Source organism: Lysobacter hankyongensis, assembly GCF_039543145.1.
Taxonomy (GTDB): Bacteria; Pseudomonadota; Gammaproteobacteria; order Xanthomonadales; family Xanthomonadaceae; genus Lysobacter_I; species Lysobacter_I hankyongensis.
In genome coordinates, this window is the sequence record NZ_BAABJE010000007.1 from 83,676 (window position 1) to 103,326 (window position 19,651).

At 68.3% G+C, this 19,651-nt stretch carries 22 protein-coding genes; 16 read left to right on the plus strand and 6 right to left on the minus strand.

The features are described from left to right. Window positions 1-13: 13 nt before the first annotated feature. The 4 genes from ABD974_RS08505 (at window position 14) to ABD974_RS08520 (ending at window position 2,655) form a co-directional block, all read left to right on the plus strand. Window positions 14-457 carry a hypothetical protein gene (locus tag ABD974_RS08505; RefSeq protein ID WP_345302884.1) on the plus strand — a complete coding sequence of 148 codons (444 nt, stop codon included), beginning with the start codon at window positions 14-16 and terminating at the stop codon, window positions 455-457. Between the two features lies 1 nt (window position 458). Beyond that, a complete protein-coding gene (gene purN / locus ABD974_RS08510; RefSeq protein ID WP_345302885.1) occupies window positions 459-1,118 on the plus strand; it encodes a phosphoribosylglycinamide formyltransferase in 660 nt (219 codons plus the stop codon). A 122-nt stretch (window positions 1,119-1,240) separates the two neighbouring features. Further along, on the plus strand, window positions 1,241-1,900 hold the full coding sequence (locus tag ABD974_RS08515; RefSeq protein ID WP_425562661.1) for a DUF3108 domain-containing protein: 660 nt from the start codon (window positions 1,241-1,243) through the stop codon (window positions 1,898-1,900). Window positions 1,901-1,959: 59 nt separating this feature from the next. Beyond that, window positions 1,960-2,655 carry a DUF3108 domain-containing protein gene (locus tag ABD974_RS08520; RefSeq protein ID WP_345302887.1) on the plus strand — a complete coding sequence of 232 codons (696 nt, stop codon included), beginning with the start codon at window positions 1,960-1,962 and terminating at the stop codon, window positions 2,653-2,655. 136 nt (window positions 2,656-2,791) lie between these two features. On the opposite strand, the gene murA is transcribed toward ABD974_RS08520, so the two are convergent. Continuing rightward, a complete protein-coding gene (gene murA / locus ABD974_RS08525; RefSeq protein WP_345302888.1) occupies window positions 2,792-4,051 on the minus strand; it encodes a UDP-N-acetylglucosamine 1-carboxyvinyltransferase in 1,260 nt (419 codons plus the stop codon). Between the two features lie 86 nt (window positions 4,052-4,137). Then, window positions 4,138-4,371: a BolA family protein gene (locus ABD974_RS08530; RefSeq protein ID WP_345302889.1), complete on the minus strand. Its 234-nt coding sequence runs from the start codon at window positions 4,369-4,371 to the stop codon at window positions 4,138-4,140. 158 nt (window positions 4,372-4,529) lie between these two features. On the opposite strand from ABD974_RS08530, the gene ABD974_RS08535 reads away from it, so the two are divergent. The 9 genes from ABD974_RS08535 (at window position 4,530) to rapZ (ending at window position 12,025) form a co-directional block, all read left to right on the plus strand. Beyond that, entirely contained in the window at window positions 4,530-5,549 is a 1,020-nt protein-coding gene (locus ABD974_RS08535; RefSeq protein ID WP_345302890.1) for a KpsF/GutQ family sugar-phosphate isomerase, read from the plus strand. After that, entirely contained in the window at window positions 5,549-6,130 is a 582-nt protein-coding gene (locus tag ABD974_RS08540) for a KdsC family phosphatase (protein WP_345302891.1), read from the plus strand. The genes ABD974_RS08535 and ABD974_RS08540 overlap by 1 nt, the downstream gene beginning before the upstream one ends. Beyond that, complete coding sequence (gene lptC / locus ABD974_RS08545) at window positions 6,127-6,684, plus strand: LPS export ABC transporter periplasmic protein LptC (RefSeq protein ID WP_345302892.1); 558 nt, start codon at window positions 6,127-6,129, stop codon at window positions 6,682-6,684. Before ABD974_RS08540 ends, lptC begins: the two co-directional genes overlap by 4 nt. After that, window positions 6,668-7,207 carry a lipopolysaccharide transport periplasmic protein LptA gene (gene lptA, locus ABD974_RS08550; RefSeq protein ID WP_345302893.1) on the plus strand — a complete coding sequence of 180 codons (540 nt, stop codon included), beginning with the start codon at window positions 6,668-6,670 and terminating at the stop codon, window positions 7,205-7,207. The genes lptC and lptA overlap by 17 nt, the downstream gene beginning before the upstream one ends. Beyond that, window positions 7,207-7,926: an LPS export ABC transporter ATP-binding protein gene (gene lptB, locus ABD974_RS08555; RefSeq protein ID WP_345302894.1), complete on the plus strand. Its 720-nt coding sequence runs from the start codon at window positions 7,207-7,209 to the stop codon at window positions 7,924-7,926. The genes lptA and lptB overlap by 1 nt, the downstream gene beginning before the upstream one ends. A gap of 168 nt (window positions 7,927-8,094) precedes the next feature. After that, window positions 8,095-9,525 carry an RNA polymerase factor sigma-54 gene (locus ABD974_RS08560; protein WP_345302895.1) on the plus strand — a complete coding sequence of 477 codons (1,431 nt, stop codon included), beginning with the start codon at window positions 8,095-8,097 and terminating at the stop codon, window positions 9,523-9,525. Window positions 9,526-9,769: 244 nt separating this feature from the next. Beyond that, on the plus strand, window positions 9,770-10,093 hold the full coding sequence (gene hpf, locus ABD974_RS08565) for a ribosome hibernation-promoting factor, HPF/YfiA family (protein ID WP_345302896.1): 324 nt from the start codon (window positions 9,770-9,772) through the stop codon (window positions 10,091-10,093). 83 nt (window positions 10,094-10,176) lie between these two features. Further along, window positions 10,177-11,124 (plus strand): HPr(Ser) kinase/phosphatase, encoded by a 948-nt coding sequence (gene hprK, locus ABD974_RS08570; protein ID WP_345302897.1) that lies wholly within the window; start codon window positions 10,177-10,179, stop codon window positions 11,122-11,124. A gap of 10 nt (window positions 11,125-11,134) precedes the next feature. Further along, window positions 11,135-12,025 carry an RNase adapter RapZ gene (gene rapZ, locus ABD974_RS08575; RefSeq protein WP_345302898.1) on the plus strand — a complete coding sequence of 297 codons (891 nt, stop codon included), beginning with the start codon at window positions 11,135-11,137 and terminating at the stop codon, window positions 12,023-12,025. A gap of 6 nt (window positions 12,026-12,031) precedes the next feature. Here rapZ and ABD974_RS08580 read toward each other — a convergent pair whose 3' ends face one another. The 4 genes from ABD974_RS08580 to ABD974_RS08595 all read right to left on the minus strand — a co-directional run bounded on the left by ABD974_RS08580 (window position 12,032) and on the right by ABD974_RS08595 (window position 15,937). After that, entirely contained in the window at window positions 12,032-12,445 is a 414-nt protein-coding gene (locus ABD974_RS08580) for a DUF4259 domain-containing protein (protein ID WP_345302899.1), read from the minus strand. 61 nt (window positions 12,446-12,506) lie between these two features. Next, window positions 12,507-13,259 carry a GNAT family N-acetyltransferase gene (locus tag ABD974_RS08585; RefSeq protein ID WP_345302900.1) on the minus strand — a complete coding sequence of 251 codons (753 nt, stop codon included), beginning with the start codon at window positions 13,257-13,259 and terminating at the stop codon, window positions 12,507-12,509. Between the two features lie 136 nt (window positions 13,260-13,395). Further along, the gene (locus ABD974_RS08590; RefSeq protein ID WP_345302901.1) at window positions 13,396-15,057 is read right to left on the minus strand and encodes a hypothetical protein; all 1,662 of its coding nucleotides are present in this window, start codon (window positions 15,055-15,057) and stop codon (window positions 13,396-13,398) included. Window positions 15,058-15,079: 22 nt separating this feature from the next. Next, window positions 15,080-15,937: an endonuclease/exonuclease/phosphatase family protein gene (locus ABD974_RS08595; RefSeq protein ID WP_345302902.1), complete on the minus strand. Its 858-nt coding sequence runs from the start codon at window positions 15,935-15,937 to the stop codon at window positions 15,080-15,082. Window positions 15,938-16,189: 252 nt separating this feature from the next. On the opposite strand from ABD974_RS08595, the gene dbpA reads away from it, so the two are divergent. From dbpA to ABD974_RS08610, 3 genes are all read left to right on the plus strand, one after another. Beyond that, on the plus strand, window positions 16,190-17,608 hold the full coding sequence (gene dbpA, locus ABD974_RS08600) for an ATP-dependent RNA helicase DbpA (RefSeq protein WP_345303015.1): 1,419 nt from the start codon (window positions 16,190-16,192) through the stop codon (window positions 17,606-17,608). A gap of 95 nt (window positions 17,609-17,703) precedes the next feature. Further along, complete coding sequence (locus ABD974_RS08605; RefSeq protein ID WP_345302903.1) at window positions 17,704-18,156, plus strand: hypothetical protein; 453 nt, start codon at window positions 17,704-17,706, stop codon at window positions 18,154-18,156. Between the two features lie 39 nt (window positions 18,157-18,195). Then, window positions 18,196-19,317 (plus strand): DUF6973 domain-containing protein, encoded by a 1,122-nt coding sequence (locus ABD974_RS08610; RefSeq protein WP_345302904.1) that lies wholly within the window; start codon window positions 18,196-18,198, stop codon window positions 19,315-19,317. The last annotated feature ends 334 nt before the right edge of the window (window positions 19,318-19,651 follow it).

A 19,651-nucleotide genomic window follows, 5' to 3' on the forward strand; every position in this document is an offset into this window, starting at 1 on the left:
CATGGACCCGCACATGGACCCATCCATCGATACGCAGACGCACACGCCCGCATCGAGCGTCGACACCACCGCGCAGGATCTCGAACACCTGCGGCTGCTGTCGATCTTCCACTACATCGTCGCCGGCATTACCGCGCTGTTCTCGCTGTTTCCGGTGATCCACCTGGTGATCGGGATCGCGATGGTCAGCGGCAAAATGGAAGCGAGCGATCCCAATGCCGCCATCGCCGGCTGGTTCTTCATCGGCTTCGCCGCGCTGTTCATCGGTCTGGGCCTGACCTTCGCCGGTTTCATCGCCTACGCCGGGCGCTGCCTGCGCCAGCGCCGCCGCCACACGCTGTGTCTGGTGGTCGCCGCGCTTGAATGCATGATGATGCCCTTCGGCACCGTGCTCGGCGTGTTCACGCTGATCTCGCTGACCAAACCGCCGGTGAAAGCGCTGTTCGCGGACGCCTGACGTGGCGGCATTCGGCATCGCCGTGCTCGCCTCCGGCGCCGGCACCAACCTGCAGGCGCTGATCGATGCGATCGCCGGCGACGCGCTTCCGGCGAGGATCGTCGCGGTGTTCTCCGACAAGCCGAATTGCGCGGCGCTGCAGCGCGCGCGCGATGCCGGCATTCCCGCCGTCGCTCGCTCGCCGAAGGATTTCGCGAGCCGCGAGGCCTTCGACGCCGCATTCTTCGCCGATGTCGACGCGGCCGGCGCCGACCTGATCGTCTGCGCCGGCTACATGCGACTGATCGCGGCAGCGGAAGTCGACGCGCGCCCGGGTCGCATGATCAATCTGCATCCATCGCTGCTGCCGGCGTTCAAGGGCCTGCATACCCATCGTCAGGCGCTGGACGCCGGCGCACGCGAACATGGCGCCAGCGTGCACGCGGTCACCGCCGATCTCGATGGCGGTCCGGTCATCGCCCAGGCGCGGGTGCCGGTGCTGGTCGGCGACGACGAGGCTGCGCTCGCCGCACGGGTCCGCGCGATCGAACATCCGCTGCTGGTCGAGACCGTCCGACTGCTGGCGGAAGACCGGCTGCGCCTGCGCGACGGCGGCATCTTCCTGAACGGAGCGCCGCTCACCGCCCCGCTTCAGCTCGGAGCCAACCGGCGGCTTGCATGATCCCGGCCGTCATGCGCCCACTCGCCGCCCTCGCCCTGTTCCTGATCTGCCTCCCGCCTCCGGCCGGGGCGCAGACGCCGTCGGCCACAGCCGGGGACACCGCGCAGGCACAGGCCGCATCCATGTCTGCCGCACCGACGCTGGCGCCGTTCGTCGCCCGCTACGAAGCCCGCTATCACGCCAAACCCGCCGGCGACGCCACCCTCCGACTGGTCCAACTGCGCTCGCCGCAATGGCGGGTGGACCTGGGCATCGAAGGTCGCAGGGGCATGGCCGGGGTGCTGGGTCTGAACGTGCAGCAAAGCACCGTCTTCGATGCGCTCGACGACCGCAGCTACCGCCCGCTGAGCCAGAGCACCGTGCGCAAGGGCATGCTGCTGGGCCGCACATCCACCGGCGTCTACGACTGGGCCCATGCCAGCGCGCAGTGGCGTGGCGACCTCAAGCAACGTCATCGCGCACCGGTTGCCCTGCAGGCCGGCGACATGAGCGGCCTGCTGATCAATCTCGCGATCGTGCGCGACGCCCGTCCCGACGCGGTTCTGCGCTATCGTTTCGTCGAAGGCGGCCGGGTTCGCGAACACGTCTACCAGGCGGCCGCCGCGCCGGAACCGGTCGCGGTGGGCGAATTGAGTTATTCGGCGCTGAAGGTGACGCGTACCAACGGCGGCAACGACGACACCATCGTATGGGTCGCGGAAGGCGTCCCCACGCCGATCCGCATCCTTCAGCGCGAGGACGGCGAGGATGCCGTCGATCTGCGCCTCGTCGGATACGAATGATGCGACACGCCCGTCCCGAGACCGGCAACCGCCGGCTCTATTTCCAAGGAAACATCATGATGCCCGCCCGCCTTACGTCCACCGCCCGCAGCCTGCTGGTCGCCACGACGCTCGCCGCCGCCGCGATCGCGCTGCCGGCGCACGCGCTGGAGCCGTTCGCGGCCGACTACGAAGCCAGTTACATGGGTCTTTCGGCCAAGGGCCGCATGACCGTGGAGCCGCAGGGCGGCGATCAGTGGAAATACACGCTGAAGGTCAGCAATCAGGTCGCGCAGCTGACCCAGGTCACCGTCTTCGAAGACCGCAACGGCCAGTGGCGCCCGCTCAGCGGCACCGACGCTTCGCTGCTGCTGATCAAGAAGATTCGCCGCAGCGCGGTGTACGACTGGGCCGCGGGCGTCGCGCGTTGGAGCGGCGACGTGAAACCCGAGCGCGCCGGCCCCGTGCCGCTGCAGGCGGGCGACGTCGACGGTCTGCTGCTGAACCTCGCCCTCGTCCGCGACACGCTCGCCGGCAAGCCGCTGCGCTACCGCATGGTCGACGAAGGCCGCGCCAAGCCGATGCAATTCACCATCGCAGGCAAGGAATCCATCACCATCGGCGGCAAGCCGCAGCAGGCGACCAAACTCGTCAGCAGCAACGGCAACAAACAGATGCTGGTGTGGGTGGTCGAAGGCCTCGCGCTGCCGGCGCGCATCCTGCAGCGCAAGGACGGCAAGGACGATATCGATCTGCGGATCGTGTCGATGCGTTGATCGCGATCGCGCGATCGACGGAACGGGAAGACATCGTGCAGTAGAGCGGCCTGACCAGTCATTCGACTGTTGAAAACCAGGCCGCTGTTCCTCGCGAAAGGTACGGCGGCCTCAAGGCCGCTGTACCGGGGGCACATCAATCGATCCGCTTGATCTTCGCGCCCAGCGCCGAGAGCTTGGCCTCGATGCGCTCGTAGCCGCGGTCGAGATGGTAGATGCGGTCGATGATGGTGTCGCCGTCGGCGACGAGACCGGCGAGGATCAGCGACGCCGAGGCGCGCAGGTCGGTCGCCATCACCGGTGCGCCGCTGAGCTGCGGCTGGCCACGGACGATCGCGGTGTGGCCTTCGATGCGGATGTCCGCGCCGAGCCGCTGCAGTTCCTGCACGTGCATGAAGCGGTTTTCGAAGATCGTTTCGGTGATCACCGCAACCCCGTCGGCGACGCAGTTCAGGGCCATGAACTGCGCCTGCATGTCGGTCGGGAAGCCCGGGTGCGGCGCCGTCGCGATGTTCACCGCCTTCGGCCGCTTGCCGCGCATGTCCAGGGTGATGCTGTCGGCGTCGACGGCAATCTCGGCGCCGGCCTCGGTGAGTTTGTCGATCACCGCGTCGAGTGTTTCCGGACGCGCGGCGCGGGCGACGATGCGGCCGCCGGTCATCGCCGCGGCGACCAGGAAGGTGCCGGTCTCGATGCGGTCGGCGACCACGTCGTGGCTGCCGCCGTGCAGGCGCTCGACGCCGTGCACGGTAATGCGGTTGCTGCCGGCGCCTTCGATCTTCGCGCCCATCGCGATCAGGCAATCGGCGAGGTCGACGATCTCGGGTTCCATCGCCGCGTTCTCGAGCACGCTGACGCCGTCGGCGAGCGCCGCCGCCATCAGCACGTTCTCGGTCGCGCCGACGCTGACCATGTCGAACACCACGCGGCCGCCCTTGAGGCGATCGGCCTTGGCCTTGATGAAGCCGTGTTCGACCGAGACCTCGGCGCCCAGCGCCTGCATGCCCTTGATGTGCTGGTCGACCGGACGCGAGCCGATGGCGCAGCCGCCCGGCAGGGACACTTCGGCAGCGCCGTAACGCGCGAGCAGCGGGCCGAGCACCAGCACCGAGGCGCGCATGGTCTTCACCAGTTCGTACGGCGCGACGTGGCTGTTGACGCTGCGCGCATCGACGCGCACGTGGCCGTTGTCGATGTCGTGTTCGACCTGCGCGCCGAGTTCGCGCAGCAGCTTGATCGTGGTCACCACGTCGTGGAGGTGCGGCACGTTGCCGATGTCCACCGGACCGTCGGCGAGCAGCGTCGCGCACAGGATCGGCAGCACCGCGTTCTTCGCGCCGGAGATACGGACTTCGCCTTCGAGCGGCACGCCGCCGGTGACTACGATTTTCTGCATGGGGTCGTCGTGTGATCTGGAGTGTTGCGGGAATGGGGGCGCATGCATGCGTCCCCGGAAAGCGACGGCCGGCGGCCGCCGCCGGCTTACATCCGGGCTTCTTCGGGGGTCAGCGTCTTCAGCGCGAGGGCGTGGATCGCACCGCCCATGAGGTCGCCGAGGGTGGCGTAGACCATCCGGTGGCGGGCCAGCGGGAGCTTGCCCTGGAAGGCCGCGCAGACCACCACGGCCTCGAAATGCACCCCGTCGTCGCCCTGGACATGGGCCTGGGCGTCGGGAAGGCCCTGTTCGATGAGCTGGCGGATGGTCTCGGGGGTCATGTCGATGCCGTGTCGGAGGGACGAAGGGGATTCCGCGGCGCGCCGGAGGCGGAACCTGGAACGCGCCGGGTTCCCGCATTCATCGCCGGTGCGGGCAAAGCTGAATGCGGGTGCGTAGAATTGGCCGACTAGCGTAACGGAAAGCCGCCGGCTCCCCAATGGCGAACGCCACTCTGCCCTACTCCAAGCCGGCCTCCGGCGACGTTCCGGACACCACGCTGGCCGACAGCGGCCGGCGCGTCTTCGAGATCGAGCGCGAAGGCCTGGCCGCGGTCGCGGCACGGATCGACGGCCATTTCGCCGCCGCGTGCCGGGCGATGCTGGCCTGCGCCGGACGCGTGGTCTGCATGGGCATGGGCAAGTCCGGCCACGTCGCGCGCAAGATCGCCGCCACCCTCGCCTCCACCGGCACGCCCGCCTTCTACGTCCATCCGGGCGAAGCCGGCCACGGCGATCTGGGCATGATCACCGACCGCGACGTGGTCCTGGCCCTGTCCTACTCGGGCGAATCCGACGAAATCCTGACCCTGCTGCCGGTACTGAAGCGCCAGGGCAATCTGTTGATCGCGATGACCGGCCGCCCGCAGTCGACGATGGCGCGCGAGGCCGACCTGCATCTGGACGTGAGCGTGCCCGCCGAAGCCTGTCCGCTGGCCCTCGCGCCGACCGCCAGCACCACCGCCTCACTGGCGATGGGCGATGCGCTCGCGGTGGCGCTGCTCGAAGCCCGCGGTTTCACTTCCGACGATTTCGCGCGCTCTCATCCGGCCGGCGCGCTCGGCCGGCGCCTGCTGCTGCACATCGCCGACGTGATGCATGCCGGCGACGACATCCCGCGGGTCGGCGCCGACGCCACGCTCGGCGACGCCCTGCTGGAAATGAGCCGCAAACGCCTGGGCATGACCGCGGTCGTCGACGACGACGGCCGTCTGCTCGGGCTCTACACCGACGGCGATCTGCGTCGTTCGCTGGCCGATCCCGCCACCGACGTGCGCGACACCCGCATCGACAGGCTCATGACCCGCACGCCGATCACCATCGACGCCGATGCGCTCGCGGCCGAAGCCGCGCAACTGATGGAAACCCACAAGATCAACGCCCTGCTGGTGATCGACGGCGAACGCCGCGTGGTCGGCGCGCTGAACATCCACGATCTGCTGCGGGCGCGGGTCGTCTGATGACGTCATCGGTCGAAACCGCCTCGCTCGTACAACGCGCCGCGTTCGACGATGATCTGCGCGCCCGTGCCGCCGGCATCCGTCTCGCCTGTTTCGACGTCGACGGCACGCTCACCGATGGCCGCCTGTTTCTCGACAGCGAAGGCCGCGAACTGAAGGCGTTTCACGTCCACGACGGCCAGGGCCTGGTGCTGCTGCGCGAGGCCGGCATCGAGGTCGCGCTGATCACCGCCCGCCGCAGCGCGGCCGCGGTGCATCGCGCCAACGAACTGAAGTTGCGCGTGCACATCGGCGCGAAGGACAAGCTGGCCTGCGTGCGCGAACTCTGCGGCGAACTGGGCATCGGCCTGGACGCCGTCAGCTTCATGGGCGACGACCTGCCGGATCTCGCTGCGATGCGCGCCGTGGGGCTGTCGATCGCGCCCGCGAACGCGCATGCGACCACCCGCGATGCCGCCCGCTGGCGGACCCGCGCCGACGCCGGCGCCGGCGCCGCGCGGGAGTTGTGCGACCTGCTGCTGATGGCGCAGAGCCGGATCGACACCCCGCTGTCGCCCGCATCGAGCGGTGAGCGCGCATGAGCTGGCGCGGCATCGTCATTCTGCTGCTGATCGTCGGCGCCGCCGCGAGCGGCTGGGCGGTGTGGAAACACCGGCAACCGCCGCCGCGCGTGGCGGCCGCCAACGATCGCCCGGACTACGTGCTGCGCGACTTCGAGCTGATCGCGCTCAACGCCGAGGGCAAGGAATCGTTCACGCTGCGCGCGCCGACGCTGGAACGCCGCCCGGGCGACGAGACGATGTCGCTGACCACGCCGCTGTTCCTGGTGCCGAACGGCGACGGCAAGTACTGGGAAATCCGCTCGAAGACGGGCTGGGTCAGCGCCGACCAGAAAGAGATCCGGCTCAGCGGCGAGGTCAAGGCCAACAGCCCGCCCGACGACCTGCGGCCGATCACGATGAATACCGGCCGCCTGAGCGTGTTTCCGCGCCAGAACCGCGCCGCCACCGACGATGTCGTGACCATCGTCCAACCCGGCTCTATACTCCGTGGACGCGGTTTTGCGGTGTCCACGACCACGAAACGCTACGTGTTCCGCTCCGAGGTCCAATCCCGCTATGCGCCCAATCGCTGACACCACCGCCCGCCGCGCGCTGCCGCTCGCCGCCGCCGTCCTCGCGCTGGCGTTCGCCGGCATCGCCGTCGCGCGCGACGCGGACCGCAGCCAGCCGATGAACATCGAATCGGACCGCCAGGAGGGCACCCTCGACGGCAACAGCGTGAACGTCCTCACCGGGAACGTCACCATCACCCAGGGTTCGCTGGACATCCGCGCCAGCCGCGCCGACATCCATCAGCGCGGCGGCGACGTCGTCCGCGCGGTGCTGACCGGCAACCAGGCCGTGCTGAAGCAGCAGATGGACGACGGCTCGCCGATGACCGCCAAAGCCGACCGCATCGATTACGACATGACCGCCGACGTGATCGTGCTCACCGGCAATTACACGGTGACCACGCCGCGCGGCAGCACCAGCGGCCAGCGCCTCACCTACAACCTCAAGAGCGGTCGCGTCGAGAGCGGCGGCGACAGCGGCCGGGTCCGGATGACCATCCAGCCCAAGGCCTCGCGCACGCCGCCCGCCGCGGAAAAACCCTGATGCTGGTCGCCGAAGGGCTGCGCAAGCGCTACAAGTCGCGCGAGGTCGTGCGCGACTTCGGCCTGACCCTCAACGCCGGCGAAGTCGTCGGTCTGCTCGGTCCCAACGGCGCCGGCAAAACCACCTGTTTCTACATGATCGTCGGCCTGGTGCCGGCCGATGCCGGGCGCATCGTGCTCGACGGCCACGACATCACCGGCGAGCCGATGTACGCGCGCGCCAAGCGCGGCGTCGGTTACCTGCCGCAGGAACCCTCGGTCTTCCGCAAGCTGAGCGTCGCCGACAATCTGCGGCTGGTGCTGGAACTGCGCCGGGACCTGGACCACGACGGCCGCGAGCGCGAACTGGCGGCCCTGCTGGAAGAACTGCAGGTGGGCCACGTCGCCGAACAGATCGGCGCCAGCCTTTCGGGCGGCGAGCGTCGTCGCGTCGAGATCGCGCGCGCGCTGGCCGCGAAACCGCGGATGATCCTGCTGGACGAGCCCTTCGCCGGTGTCGATCCGATCTCGGTCGGCGAGATCCAGCGCATCGTCCGCCATCTGAAGAACCGCGGCATCGGCGTGCTGATTACCGATCACAACGTCCGCGAAACCCTCGGCATCTGCGATCGCGCCTACATCCTCAGCGAGGGCGCGGTGCTGGCCCAGGGCGCCCCCGAGGCGCTGCTGGCGAATCCCGAAGTGCGTCGCGTCTATCTCGGCGAATCCTTCCGGTTGTAACGCCACCAGGGCCGGCGGGATGCGGTTGTTCGACCGTGGTCACGGAAATCGATCGCCGCGGCACATCGCTCCGGAACCATTCACCGGGATACTTCAGCGGACGCCCCCGCACGCAAGGATCGGGCCAAGGGGGGTTCACGCGCCGCCCACAAGCTCTAACATACGGACATGAAGCCACGCCTGCAGACATCGCTGGGTCAACAGCTGGTCCTGACGCCGCAATTGCGCCAGGCGCTACACTTGCTGCAGCTGTCGTCGCTGGAGCTCGAGAACGAAATCACCATCGCCGTCGAAAGCAACCCGCTGCTCGACTGGGACGAATCCGTGGGCGAAGCGCCCGAGGGCATGCCCGAGGCGCCCGCGGTGCCGGAAGCCGCCGCACCGGAAGAGGCGCCCGAGCGCGAGCACGGCGGCGATGACGACGGCTGGGAACCACCGGACAGCTGGAGCACCAGCGGCGGCGGCGGCACGGGCGACGAAGACGGCCTCGATCCGATGGATCGTCTGGTCCATGCCGAATCGCTGCACGACCATCTGTCCTGGCAGTTGCACCTCACCCGGCTCTCGCCGCGCGACCAGCGCATCGGCGCCACGCTGATCGACGCCATCGACGACGACGGCTATCTGCGCGAAAGCCTGGACAACATCGCCGAGGCCCTGCGCCCGGACATCAACGTCGGTACCGCCGAAATCGGCACCGTGCTCCACCAGATCCAGCGCTTCGATCCGCTGGGCGTGGGCGCCCGCGATCTGCGCGAATGTCTGTTCCTGCAACTGGAAGCGCTGTCCAAAGACACGCCCGGCAAGGCCGAAGCGCTGCGGATCGTGAACGAGGTTCTGGAGCGGCTGCCGAAGCTGGGTGTGGACGGGCTGGCGGCCGAGCTGGGACTTTCGGTGGAAACCGCGGCGACCGGGCTGCATCTGGTGCGCTCGCTGGACCCGAGACCGGGTTCGCAACTGGGCGGCATGGGTGCCGATACCTACATCACCCCGGATTGCGTCATCTGGCGTCACAACGGCATGTGGCGCGCGGGCCTGGCCGGCAGCCACACCCGGCTGACCATCCATCGCGGTTACGAAGGCATGATCCAGCACGCCAACGGCAGCGATGCCGCGTATCTGCGCGGCCGCCTGCAGGAAGCGCGCTGGCTGCTGAAACATCTCGAAGCGCGCGGCGAGACCCTGCTGAAGGTGGTGCGTTGCCTGATCCGCCAGCAATCGGGTTATCTCGAATTCGGCGAGCAGGCGTTGCGTCCGCTCACGCTGCGCGAAGTCGCCGCGGAAGTCGGCCTGCACGAATCCACCGTCTCGCGCGCGATCGCGCGCAAATACGCGCTCACGCCGCGCGGCACGTTGCCGCTGCGCAGCTTCTTCGCGTCGGGCATCGGCACCGAAGGCGGCGGCGAAGCGTCCAGCACCGCGATCCAGTCGATGATCAAACGCCTCATCGACGCCGAGAATCCGCGCAAGCCGCTGTCGGACGCGAAACTGGCCGATACGCTGAAGGCCTCGGGCGTACCGGTGGCGCGGCGTACGGTCGCGAAATACCGGGAAGCGATGAACATTCCAGCTTCGCACGAACGCGTGCGCATGGCCTGAACGACGTCGTCATCGGCCGCTGCGCCACGACCGACTTTCGCACTTGCGTCCCCCGCGTGCTGGGGTAACCTGTCGACAGGGAGACGCTGCGGACGGCACCACCCTTGTGCGGAGGAGGAGTCGACCCGATGTCTTCGATCACGGAGTCGGCGTCGAACGCGCCGGCACCGGCACCGCACCGCCGACGGGCCGGGCCCGACGGCGCGACGTGCGACCCAGGCCCGGCATTCAGAGGACACCGTCGATGCGTATCGAAACCCACGGCCACCAGCTCGAAGTCACGCCCGCCCTGCGCGATTACGTCGAAACCAAACTCGCTCGCCTCGGCCGGCATTTCGAACACCCGATGGACGTCGTCCGCGCCCAGCTCAGCATCAACCGACCCGATCACTGCGCCGAAGCCACCGTGCACATCTCCGGCCGCACCCTGCACGCCGACGCCGCCGGCCAGGACATGTACGCCGCGATCGACCTGCTCGCCGACAAACTCGATCGGCTGCTGTTGAAGCACAAGGAAAAAATGGTCGACCACCACCGCGGCGAAAGTCTCACCCGCGCCGAGGGTTGACCCTCGCCATTTCCGCCGGCCCGACGACACGCTGCGCAACGGCGCGACGTCGGGCCCGACACTCCCCTTCGCGACCCACCTTCATGAATGCCAGCATCAGCGCCCGCGACCTGTTCGATCAGCAGGAAGAACGTCTCGGACTGCGCTGGATGGCCGGCCAACGCGGCGAACACCGCGTGCTCGAAGCGGTGGAGACGGTCGCCCGCCGGCCGTCGCTGGCCGGCTATCTCAACATCATCTATCCGAACAAGGTCCAGATCCTCGGCACCGAGGAGCTGGCTTGGCTGGACGCGCTCGACGCGCGCCAGCGCTGGGAAACCATCGAAAAGATCATCCAGTTCCGCCCGCTGGCGATGGTGATCAGCAAGAGCCAGCCCTGCCCGGAAGACCTGCGCGCCGCCGCCGAAGAATCGGACACGCCGCTGTGGTGTTCGCCGCGGCGTGGGCACGAATTGTTCAATCATCTGCAATACCACCTCGCGCGCAAGCTCGCGCCGCGGCTGACCGTGCACGGCGTGTTCATGGAGATCTATTCCATCGGCGTGCTGATCACCGGCGAATCCGGCGCCGGCAAGAGCGAGCTGGCGTTGGAACTGGTCACCCGCGGTCATCGGCTGGTCGCCGACGACGCGCCCGAATTCACCCAGATCGCGCCCGACGTGCTCGACGGTGCGTGCCCCGACCTGCTGCAGGACCTGCTGGAAGTGCGCGGCCTCGGCATCCTCAACGTGCGCCAGATGTTCGGCGACACGGCGGTGAAGCGGAACAAATATCTGCGGCTGATCGTGCATCTGAAAAAGCCGCAGGTCGAGCCGCAAACCTCGGGCATGGAACGGCTTATCGGCGACCTCGGCTCGCGCCGGCTGCTCGATCTCGACGTGCCGATGATCACCCTGCCGGTGATGGCCGGCCGCAACCTGGCGGTGCTGACCGAAGCCGCGGCGCGCGCGCACATCCTGCGGATCAAGGGCGTGGACCCGGCGGCGGCGTTCATGGCCCGCCACTCGCACTTCCTGGAGCGCGCGGAATGAGGCGCGCGGCATGAGCGCAGAGCGCGAGGGCGCCGCGCCCAGTCCGCGGCTGATCGTCGTCAGCGGCATGTCCGGCAGCGGCAAGTCGATCGCCCTGCACACCTTCGAAGACCTGGATTTCTACTGCGTCGACAACCTCCCCGCGGAGCTGCTGCCGGAGTTCGTGCGCGGCGCCATCGGCAAGAGCGATCTGCCGCCGAAACTCGCGGTCGGCATCGATGTGCGCAGCCGCAACACCGATCTGTCGAACCTGCCGACCCTGCTGTCGCAGGCGGGTGCGCTGGGGATGGACCCGAAGCTGGTGTTCTTCGACGCCAGCGACGGCGTGCTGCTCAAGCGCTACGCGGAAACCCGCCGCCGGCATCCGCTCAGCCATCTCGGGCTGACGCTGAACGAAGCGATCGCGCTGGAACGGCGCATGCTCAAGCCGCTGCGGGCGATGGCGGACATCCTGATCGACACCAGCGACACCAACGTGCACCAGATGCGGCGTCGCGTGATCGCCGAACTGGACCTGACCTCGGAACGCCCGGTGTCGCTGCTGTTCGAATCCTTCGCCTATCGCCGCGGCGTGCCCAGCGACGCCGATTTCGTGTTCGACGCCCGCTGCCTGCCCAACCCGCACTGGGACGCGCGCCTGCGCCCGCTGTCGGGCCGCGACCGCGAAGTGCGCGAATACCTCGATGCGCAGCCTGAAGTGGGCGAATACGTCGCCCAGGTCTCGTCGTTCCTCGATACCTGGATGCCCCGAATCCAGGCGGATACCCGCAGTTACATCACCGTCGCCTTCGGCTGCACCGGCGGCAAGCACCGCTCGGTGTATCTGGCCGAAACCTTCGCCGCGCACGCCCGCGACCACGGCTGGCGCGAGGTCGCGACGTACCATCGCGAGCTGGAATAACGCGACTCAGTCCGCGCGCAGCCTGCCGCGCAGTTCCGCCACCGCGGCCTTCCATGCGTCGAACTCGTCCGAGTCGGCCCAGAGTTCCGCCAGCTCGGAATCCGCGGCGAGAATGCGGTCGATGGCCGCATGCGCCTTGCCCACCAGCGCCACCGGCGGCGTCAGCCCCGCGGCCTCGACCCAGGCATCCATCCGCTCGGTATAACTGTTGCGCACGCCCCAATGCCCCTGCAGCCGCGCGAGCGCTTCGGCCGCGGCGAGCGCTTCCTCGCCCTCGCCGGCATCGAGATACGCTTCGCCGTTCTCCAGCACCGTGTCCAGCGTGCGTTCGATCACGCCCAGATCGCGCTGGCCTTCCAGTTCATATGCCCAATCGCAGGCGGTGTCGTTGTCGAAAATGCCCGTGCCCCATGCGCCCATCGATGCGTCTCCCTGGTTGTTTCGAAATGCGGTTGGTCGAAAATTTCGTCGCTGCGGCGCGTCAGGTCCGCCGCAACGACCAGAACGGAATCGTGCGGCGCAGGCGATAGCCCATGCGTTCGTACATCGTTTTCGCGCGCGTGTTGGCCTGACTGACATGCAGGTAAGGGATGCGGCCGGCGGCGAGGATGTCGTTGGTCAGCAGCGCGGTGATGCGTCTGGCGTAACCCAGTCCGTTGAACTCCGGATGGGTGCAGATCGCACTGACTTCCTGGAAACGATCGGTGCCGAGACGTTCGCCCGCCATCGCCGCGAGCCGGCCGTCGCGATGGATACCGAAGTAGCGGCCCATCGACATCGTGCGTGCGCGGAAATAATGCGGATACACCAGCGCGGTGAGCGCGAGTACGGCGTCGCGATCCGCGTCGCCCAGCGGGGAGACGTCCGGCCCGTCCGCCACCGGCAGCGGCACGGTGCACATCATCTGCGCGAGATCGCCGAGCCATTCGAGCGTCCAGCCTTCGGGTGCCTGCGGCGCCACACCGAGCAGATAGACGCTTTCGCCCGGCGCGATCAGCGCCTCGAACGCATCCGCGACCGCGACGCCTGCGTGGGCCACGCCGAGGAACGGCGCATGATCGGCGGGATAGCGCGCGACCTCGCCCACGACCTGCGCGATGCCGGCGTGCCGACTGCGCAGCGCGGACCAGAACGGATTGCGCAGGTCGGCATCGTCCAGGCCGCGATCATCCCATCCGCCATCGTCGAAGGCATGCCCGTCGAAATCCGGGTTGTCGGCATCGGCAATGCTCATGGTCGAAGCATAAGGGGAAATCCGCCGCTTACGCATCCGGGACGTGTTCGATTGCCGACATTGCGATTGTCCGCGATGCCGATCGCGATGCGGCCGACTCGATGCCGCGACGCGACACCGCTCGACGCGACACGGTTCAATCGCCCTCGCGCCGCAGCGATACCGCGATCTCCGCGGCGCCCAGGCGCACTTCGGTCTGGGCGAAGCCCGGCACTTCGACGCGGATCGCCGGGACCGTGACGTTCGCGAGCACCACACGCCCGTCGCCGTCGGTCGTCAGCGTTTTCGGCGGCACGCCGCGCAGGGGCGACACCACATGCACCGGTGCGAACGCCAGCGGTCGCCCGGCCGTGGACAGACGCAACCCGACCGTGCGCCCGCCGCCGGTCGCGATCCGCGTGCGCTGGCGCGCAACCCCTTCGCTCGCTTCCACCGCATCGCTGGCGGCCACCTGCCACGGCGACAACAGCGCCGACACTCGCACGGTGCCCGGGCGATCCAGCGAGACGGCGATGCCGCCCGGCACCGGGTGGAAGACATCGGCCTGCGATTCGCGCCAGACGCCATCCTCGCGACGCTGCAGCACGAACACCGGAAAGGGATCGCTCATGCGCGGACGGCGCGGAATTTCGAGACCCGGAGTCTCGACGATCAGCCAGCGCAGAGGCTTCAGTTCGACGGTCCTGTCGATCGCGCCGGAGACGACCGCGGCATCGCGCAGATCGAGCGCGAGCGCGATGCGCTCGGGCCAGATCGGCAATGCTTCGACCAAGAAGGACGGCGATTTCGGCGCCGGGAACAGCACCTGCAGCGCCAGCGGTTCCAGCGGATCGATGCCCTCGATGCGCACCACGCCGCGGGTATCGGGCCGCAGCGCGCGCTCGCCGCGCGGCGAGGCCCAGAGCACCGTCGCTTCGCGCACCGGTGCGCCGCTGCCGCGCTCGACCAGGCGCAGGCGCAGCGTCGTCGCGAGCGCGGCGCCGAGTTCGGAGGCTTCCGCATCGAGATCGAGTTCTGCGTAACGTCCTGCGGACAATGTCACCCGCCGACGCTCGGTCTCGACGCCGTTCACCACCGCGATCACGTCGAGCGGACCGGGCGGCAACGGCGCGAATGCGGTTTCGGCGCGTACCGGCAGGGCGCGCTCGTCGTAGGCGTCGAGCAGGGTCGGCGCTTCGCGGCGCATCAGCGGTTGCCACGCGGCACCATCGGCACCGTCGACGCGACGGAACAACACCGCCGCGCCCGCGATGCCGCGCGGCGCGCGTACGCGCAGACCCGCGGCGACGCGCGCGCGGACTTCGGCCGGCGCGCTGTCGCGCGCGAACGCAGCCTCGTAGAAACGCAGCCCATCGCCGGCATGCGCCTGCAGCACGTAGCGGTCCGCCGCGGGCAAGGCGACCGGACCGACGACGACGATGCCATCGGCGGCACGCGTCGCGGGCGCATCGATCCAGCGCACGACCGTGGCGAGATCTTCGAGTCGCTCCGGGCCGGCGCCTTCGCGGCCGCCGCGGAGCCACGCCCGATAGGCCTCACGCGCGTCGGGCGTCACCACCGCCAACCCGATCCGCACCGAATCCGCATCCGCGGACACGCCGGCATCGGGCAACAGATGCGTTCCGAAATCGAAGGCCTGCGTAGCGCCATCGCGGCGATCGCCGTGCATCGCGCCGTCGCGGGATCGATCCGGAGACGCGCGCTCCCGCGACTCCCGCCACCAGAGGCCGGAAACGATGAGGGCGCCCACCGCGAGGCAGGCGCCCAGCCACAGCGCGGAACGATGCCGGCCTGTCATCGTCGCGGACGATCCAACGACATCAGTCGGTATCGGCGGTCGAATAGAACGAGATGTAGATCGGCGCGTGATCCGACAGCCCGTTGCGGAACGCGCACATGTCGGCGATATAGTCGCGACCCGACGTCGAGTATTCGGTCACGTGGTTGTTCTGCATCCAGAAATGGTCGTAGCGGCTGGCGAACGCGCAGCTGGCGTTGATCGAGGTCAGCTCGTTGACGCGCCAGCTGACGGCCGGCGACACCGCGGTCAACGTCGTCCACCACGGCGACGTGGCTTCGCGGTTGTGATCGCCCACCAGGATCACATCCTGATCGCTGCTGCTGCCGTTCTGGATCGCGTTGAACACGGACGCGATCTGCTGGATCTCGGCCTGGCGCTCGGCGGTGGTGCCGAACACGGTATGCCAGTTGATGAAGGTGTAATCGGCACCGGTCTGGATATGACGCACCTTCACGATCTGCGGCTCGCGCTCGAACTTGTCGCCGGTATCGGTCCACACCGTGGACGAGAGCAGTTGCACGCGGTCGGTGCGGAAAAACACCGCATAGCGTTCCTTGTAGCTGCTGCGGCCGATGGCTTCGGTGACGCGATAGTCCCAGGTGAAGCCGCTGACCGCGGTCAGGGCCGACGCGACGCTGGCGGCGGATTCGGCGTACATCACTTCCTGGCCGAAGACGAGATCGACGCCATTGGCGGCGCCGGCCGCGCTGCCGTAGTTGTTCCAGATCTGGCGGGCGTAGCCGTTCCAGTCCTGCTGGCCGCTCCAGCCGGCATGCAGCATGTTCCAGGACACCACGCGCAGATAGGCCTGCGCCGAGGCCTGGCCCGCGAACATCAGCAGGCAGGCGACGAATATCGCGAGGACGGGGCGTTTCATGTTCTCTCCTTGAGGCGATCGATGGACGCGCAAGTATCCCGGCGCAATGTGTCCGTGCCATGTCGCTTCGAGCCCCCACCCGACGCTTCCGTGCCGCCAGCCTTCGCCGGGGCGCGCGGCATTATCGGCGCAAACCGGCGGCAAGCCTTGCCGCAGTGCGTCATGGCGATGGCCCGGGACGCGCACGTCTGCGATGATGGCCGGATGATCGCATCGCCCCCGGAAAACGAGTCCGACATCACGCCGGACCTCATGGCAGACACCGCGCCGGAGTCTGCGGCGGCGCCCGCAGTCGCCGCCACGGCCTTCACCTCGCTGCCGCTCTCGCCCGCGCTGCTGCAGGGCATCGACGCCCTCGGTTACGCCGCGATGACGCCGATCCAGGCGCGTGCGCTGCCGGCGATGCTCGATGGCCGCGACGTGATCGCCCAGGCCCCGACCGGCAGCGGCAAGACCGCGGCCTTCGGGCTGGGCCTGCTGCATCGGCTGGACGCCACGGCAGGCCGCACGCAGGCATTGGTGCTGTGTCCCACGCGCGAACTCGCCGACCAGGTCGGCAAGCAGTTGCGCAGACTCGCCACCGGTATCGCCAACCTGAAGATCTCGATCCTCTGCGGCGGCATCCCGCTGGGCCCGCAGTTGGCCTCGCTGACGCACGCGCCGCATGTCGTCGTCGGCACCCCGGGCCGGATTCTCGAACTCGTGCAGCAGCAGGCGCTGTCGCTGGCCGGCGTGCGCACCCTGGTGCTGGACGAAGCCGACCGCATGCTCGACATGGGCTTCGAGGACGCGATCCGCGACATCGTCAAACGCACGCCGAAGGACCGGCAGAGTCTGCTGTTCTCGGCCACGTTCCCCGAAGCGATCCGCGCGCTGGGCACCGCGATGCTGCGCGATGCGGTCGAAATCACCGTCGACGGCGGCGTCGAGCCGGCGACGATCGAACAACTGTTCTTCGAGATCGAACCCGCGCGGCGCGCGCCGCTGCTGGCGGCGCTGCTGCTGCGCTATCGACCGGAATCCTGCGTGGTGTTCTGCAACATGCGCAAGGACACCGAGGAAGTCGTCGGCTCGCTGGCGCACTACGGCTTTTCCGCGCTGGCGCTGCACGGCGACATGGAACAACGCGATCGCGACGAAGTGCTGCTGCGGTTCGCGAACCGCAGTTGCACCGTGCTGGTCGCCAGCGACGTCGCCGCGCGCGGCCTCGACGTCGAGGATCTCGGCGCGGTCGTGAATTACGAACTGCCCACCGATGCCGACACCTATCTGCATCGTATCGGACGCACCGGCCGCGCCGGCCGCGCGGGACTCGCGCTCAGCCTGTGCACGCCGCGCGAACTGCCGCGCGCGGCCCTGATCGAAGCGCGCCAGGGCAAGCCGCTGCGCTGGGAACGGTTGCAACCGCTGTCGGGCAAACCCGCGAACGTACCGGCCGCGGCGATGGCGACCCTGCGCATCGATGCCGGCCGCAGCGACAAACTGCGTCCGGGCGACATCGTCGGCGCGCTCACCGGCGACGCGGGCCTGAAGGCGGATGCGATCGGCAAGATCGATGTATTCGCCACCCGCGCCTACGTCGCCATCGCCAGGGCCCAGGCCGAACACGCACTCGCACGTCTGCGCGCGGGCAAGATCAAGGGCCGGAAATTCCGCGTGAACCGGCTGTAGCCTCGCCGGTTCATCCAGCGGATCGCGTGCTGTGCTACGTTCGCCGCACGCATGGGCTCCGGCCCGACGCCTCCCTCGATCCAAAGGAGTTGGTCGTGCCCATTCCCTCCGATGGCACCCTCGCCCACGCGGCACACGCCTCGCCGGCACCGCCCGTCCGAGCGCCCCTTGGCCGCGCACTCCGCGCCATTCCGTTTTCCAGACCATCCCTGACAGTGCTGCTCGCGCTGTCCCTCACCGTTTCCCTATCGGCCTGCGCAATGCAAAACACTTCCGACTTCGATTCGAGCGCCTGGAAATCCCAGCGCGGCGCCTCCGCCAAGGACAATACGCGCGGCCGGATGGTCGCCCCCCTGGAGAAGGCCCTGCATGCGGGCATGTCGCGCGACGACGTGATCCGTCTTCTCGGCGAGCCCGACTCCACCGATGCCGACACCGCGACCGATGTCTACGAGCTCGGCGTCGCCGCCTACGGCATCGATGAAGAGTTCTACGAAATCCAGTACCAGGACGGGAAGCTCGCTTCCCATCGCTGGGCCCGTCGATAAGCACTACGCACTGACGCACGGCTGCACAAGGAGCCTCCCATGGCAGATCCCCGGCCCGATCTGAACAACATCCGCACCCAGTACCAGGTCGCCAACGACCAGATGATCGATTACCACCCGCGCGCGTTCGGTGCGATCGACATCCCCTTCACCAGTTCGGTCCGCATGACGAAGACCGAAGGCGAACTGCTCGACCAGATGACCTTCGACCGCGGTCTCGTCGGGCTGAGCAGGATGAGCGACATCAAGGACCGCGCCTTCGCCGAAGGCGAGCGCCGTTTCCCCGACAATCCGCGGCCCGGGAACATTCCCGAAGGCCGCGAACGCGAATGGCAGGGCAACGACGGTCATCGCGACGCGTTCCGTCATGCCTACTGGAACGCGTTGATGACGAAGGAGTACGGCGAGAACTGGACGCGCGCGTTCGCGACCGCGCACGAGGGCGGGCCGAACAATCCCGCGAACCGCGAAGCGATGGATCTCTACAACAACGAGATCGGTCGCTCGATCGGGGCCGCCAATCGCAACGCCTCGCCGGAACAGCTCGCCAATCTCGTCGAGCAGGCCCTCAACCAGGGCAAGCTGGTCGTGGTCGACCGCAGCGGCAATCTCGAATGGAGCGATCGCGTGGTGCGCGGTCAGCACGGCCTCGCGCCGTCCGGCCCGCTGGCACCGCAGATCAACACGCCCGGCGTCGTCTCCACCGACACCTCGGTCAGTCAGGCCGCGCCGACGCCGACGCCCGGCCAGCCGGAAACGCGGCTGGCGAACGCGACCCCCAACGCAGCCGACCCCAACGTCGATCGCATGCGCCAGGACCCGATGTATGGCCAGGTGGTCACCGCGATGAACGCCAAGGGCCTGGAAGGCGATGCCTTGGCCGCGAATCTCTACGCTGCGGCGGCGCGCGCCAATCTGACCGGCGTCACCAGCATCGAGATCGGCAAGCCGGTGAACGATGCCAACGGCCAACCGGATCGCAATCTGTTCGTCTTCGACGGCCGCACCGATGTCCAAGGCCCCACCCACGCCCGGGTGAGCGAGAACGAAGCCCGCGCCACGCCGGTGCAGGTCGCGGCCAACAACGCGCTCGACGCACAGGCCCCGCAATTGGCCACGCCCGATCAGGACACGCGCCGGGCGCCGACCATGACCGCCTGAGTCCCGTCGTCCTCGACCGCGAACACGCCCGGCGCATGCCGGGCGTGTTCGTTTGCGCAGCAGGCGGTTCGCGGACCGGTGCCCAAGCCCCGGCCTGGCCCGGCGGATGGCGGCCGAATTCAATGAATGTCCCTGGAGACATTCATTCGCATCATGGAAATCGATTGCGGACGGTTTTCACGGACATTTTCATGCCTTGGTCGCGGTATTCGCAGCGATGCCGATCACATTCCATCGGCGGCCGAGCGTGCCCGTGAGCACCGAAGGATTCAAATAAATCATTGATTAAAATCGGAATAGAATCCACCCAAGGGGAAATGCCGTCATCGCTTTC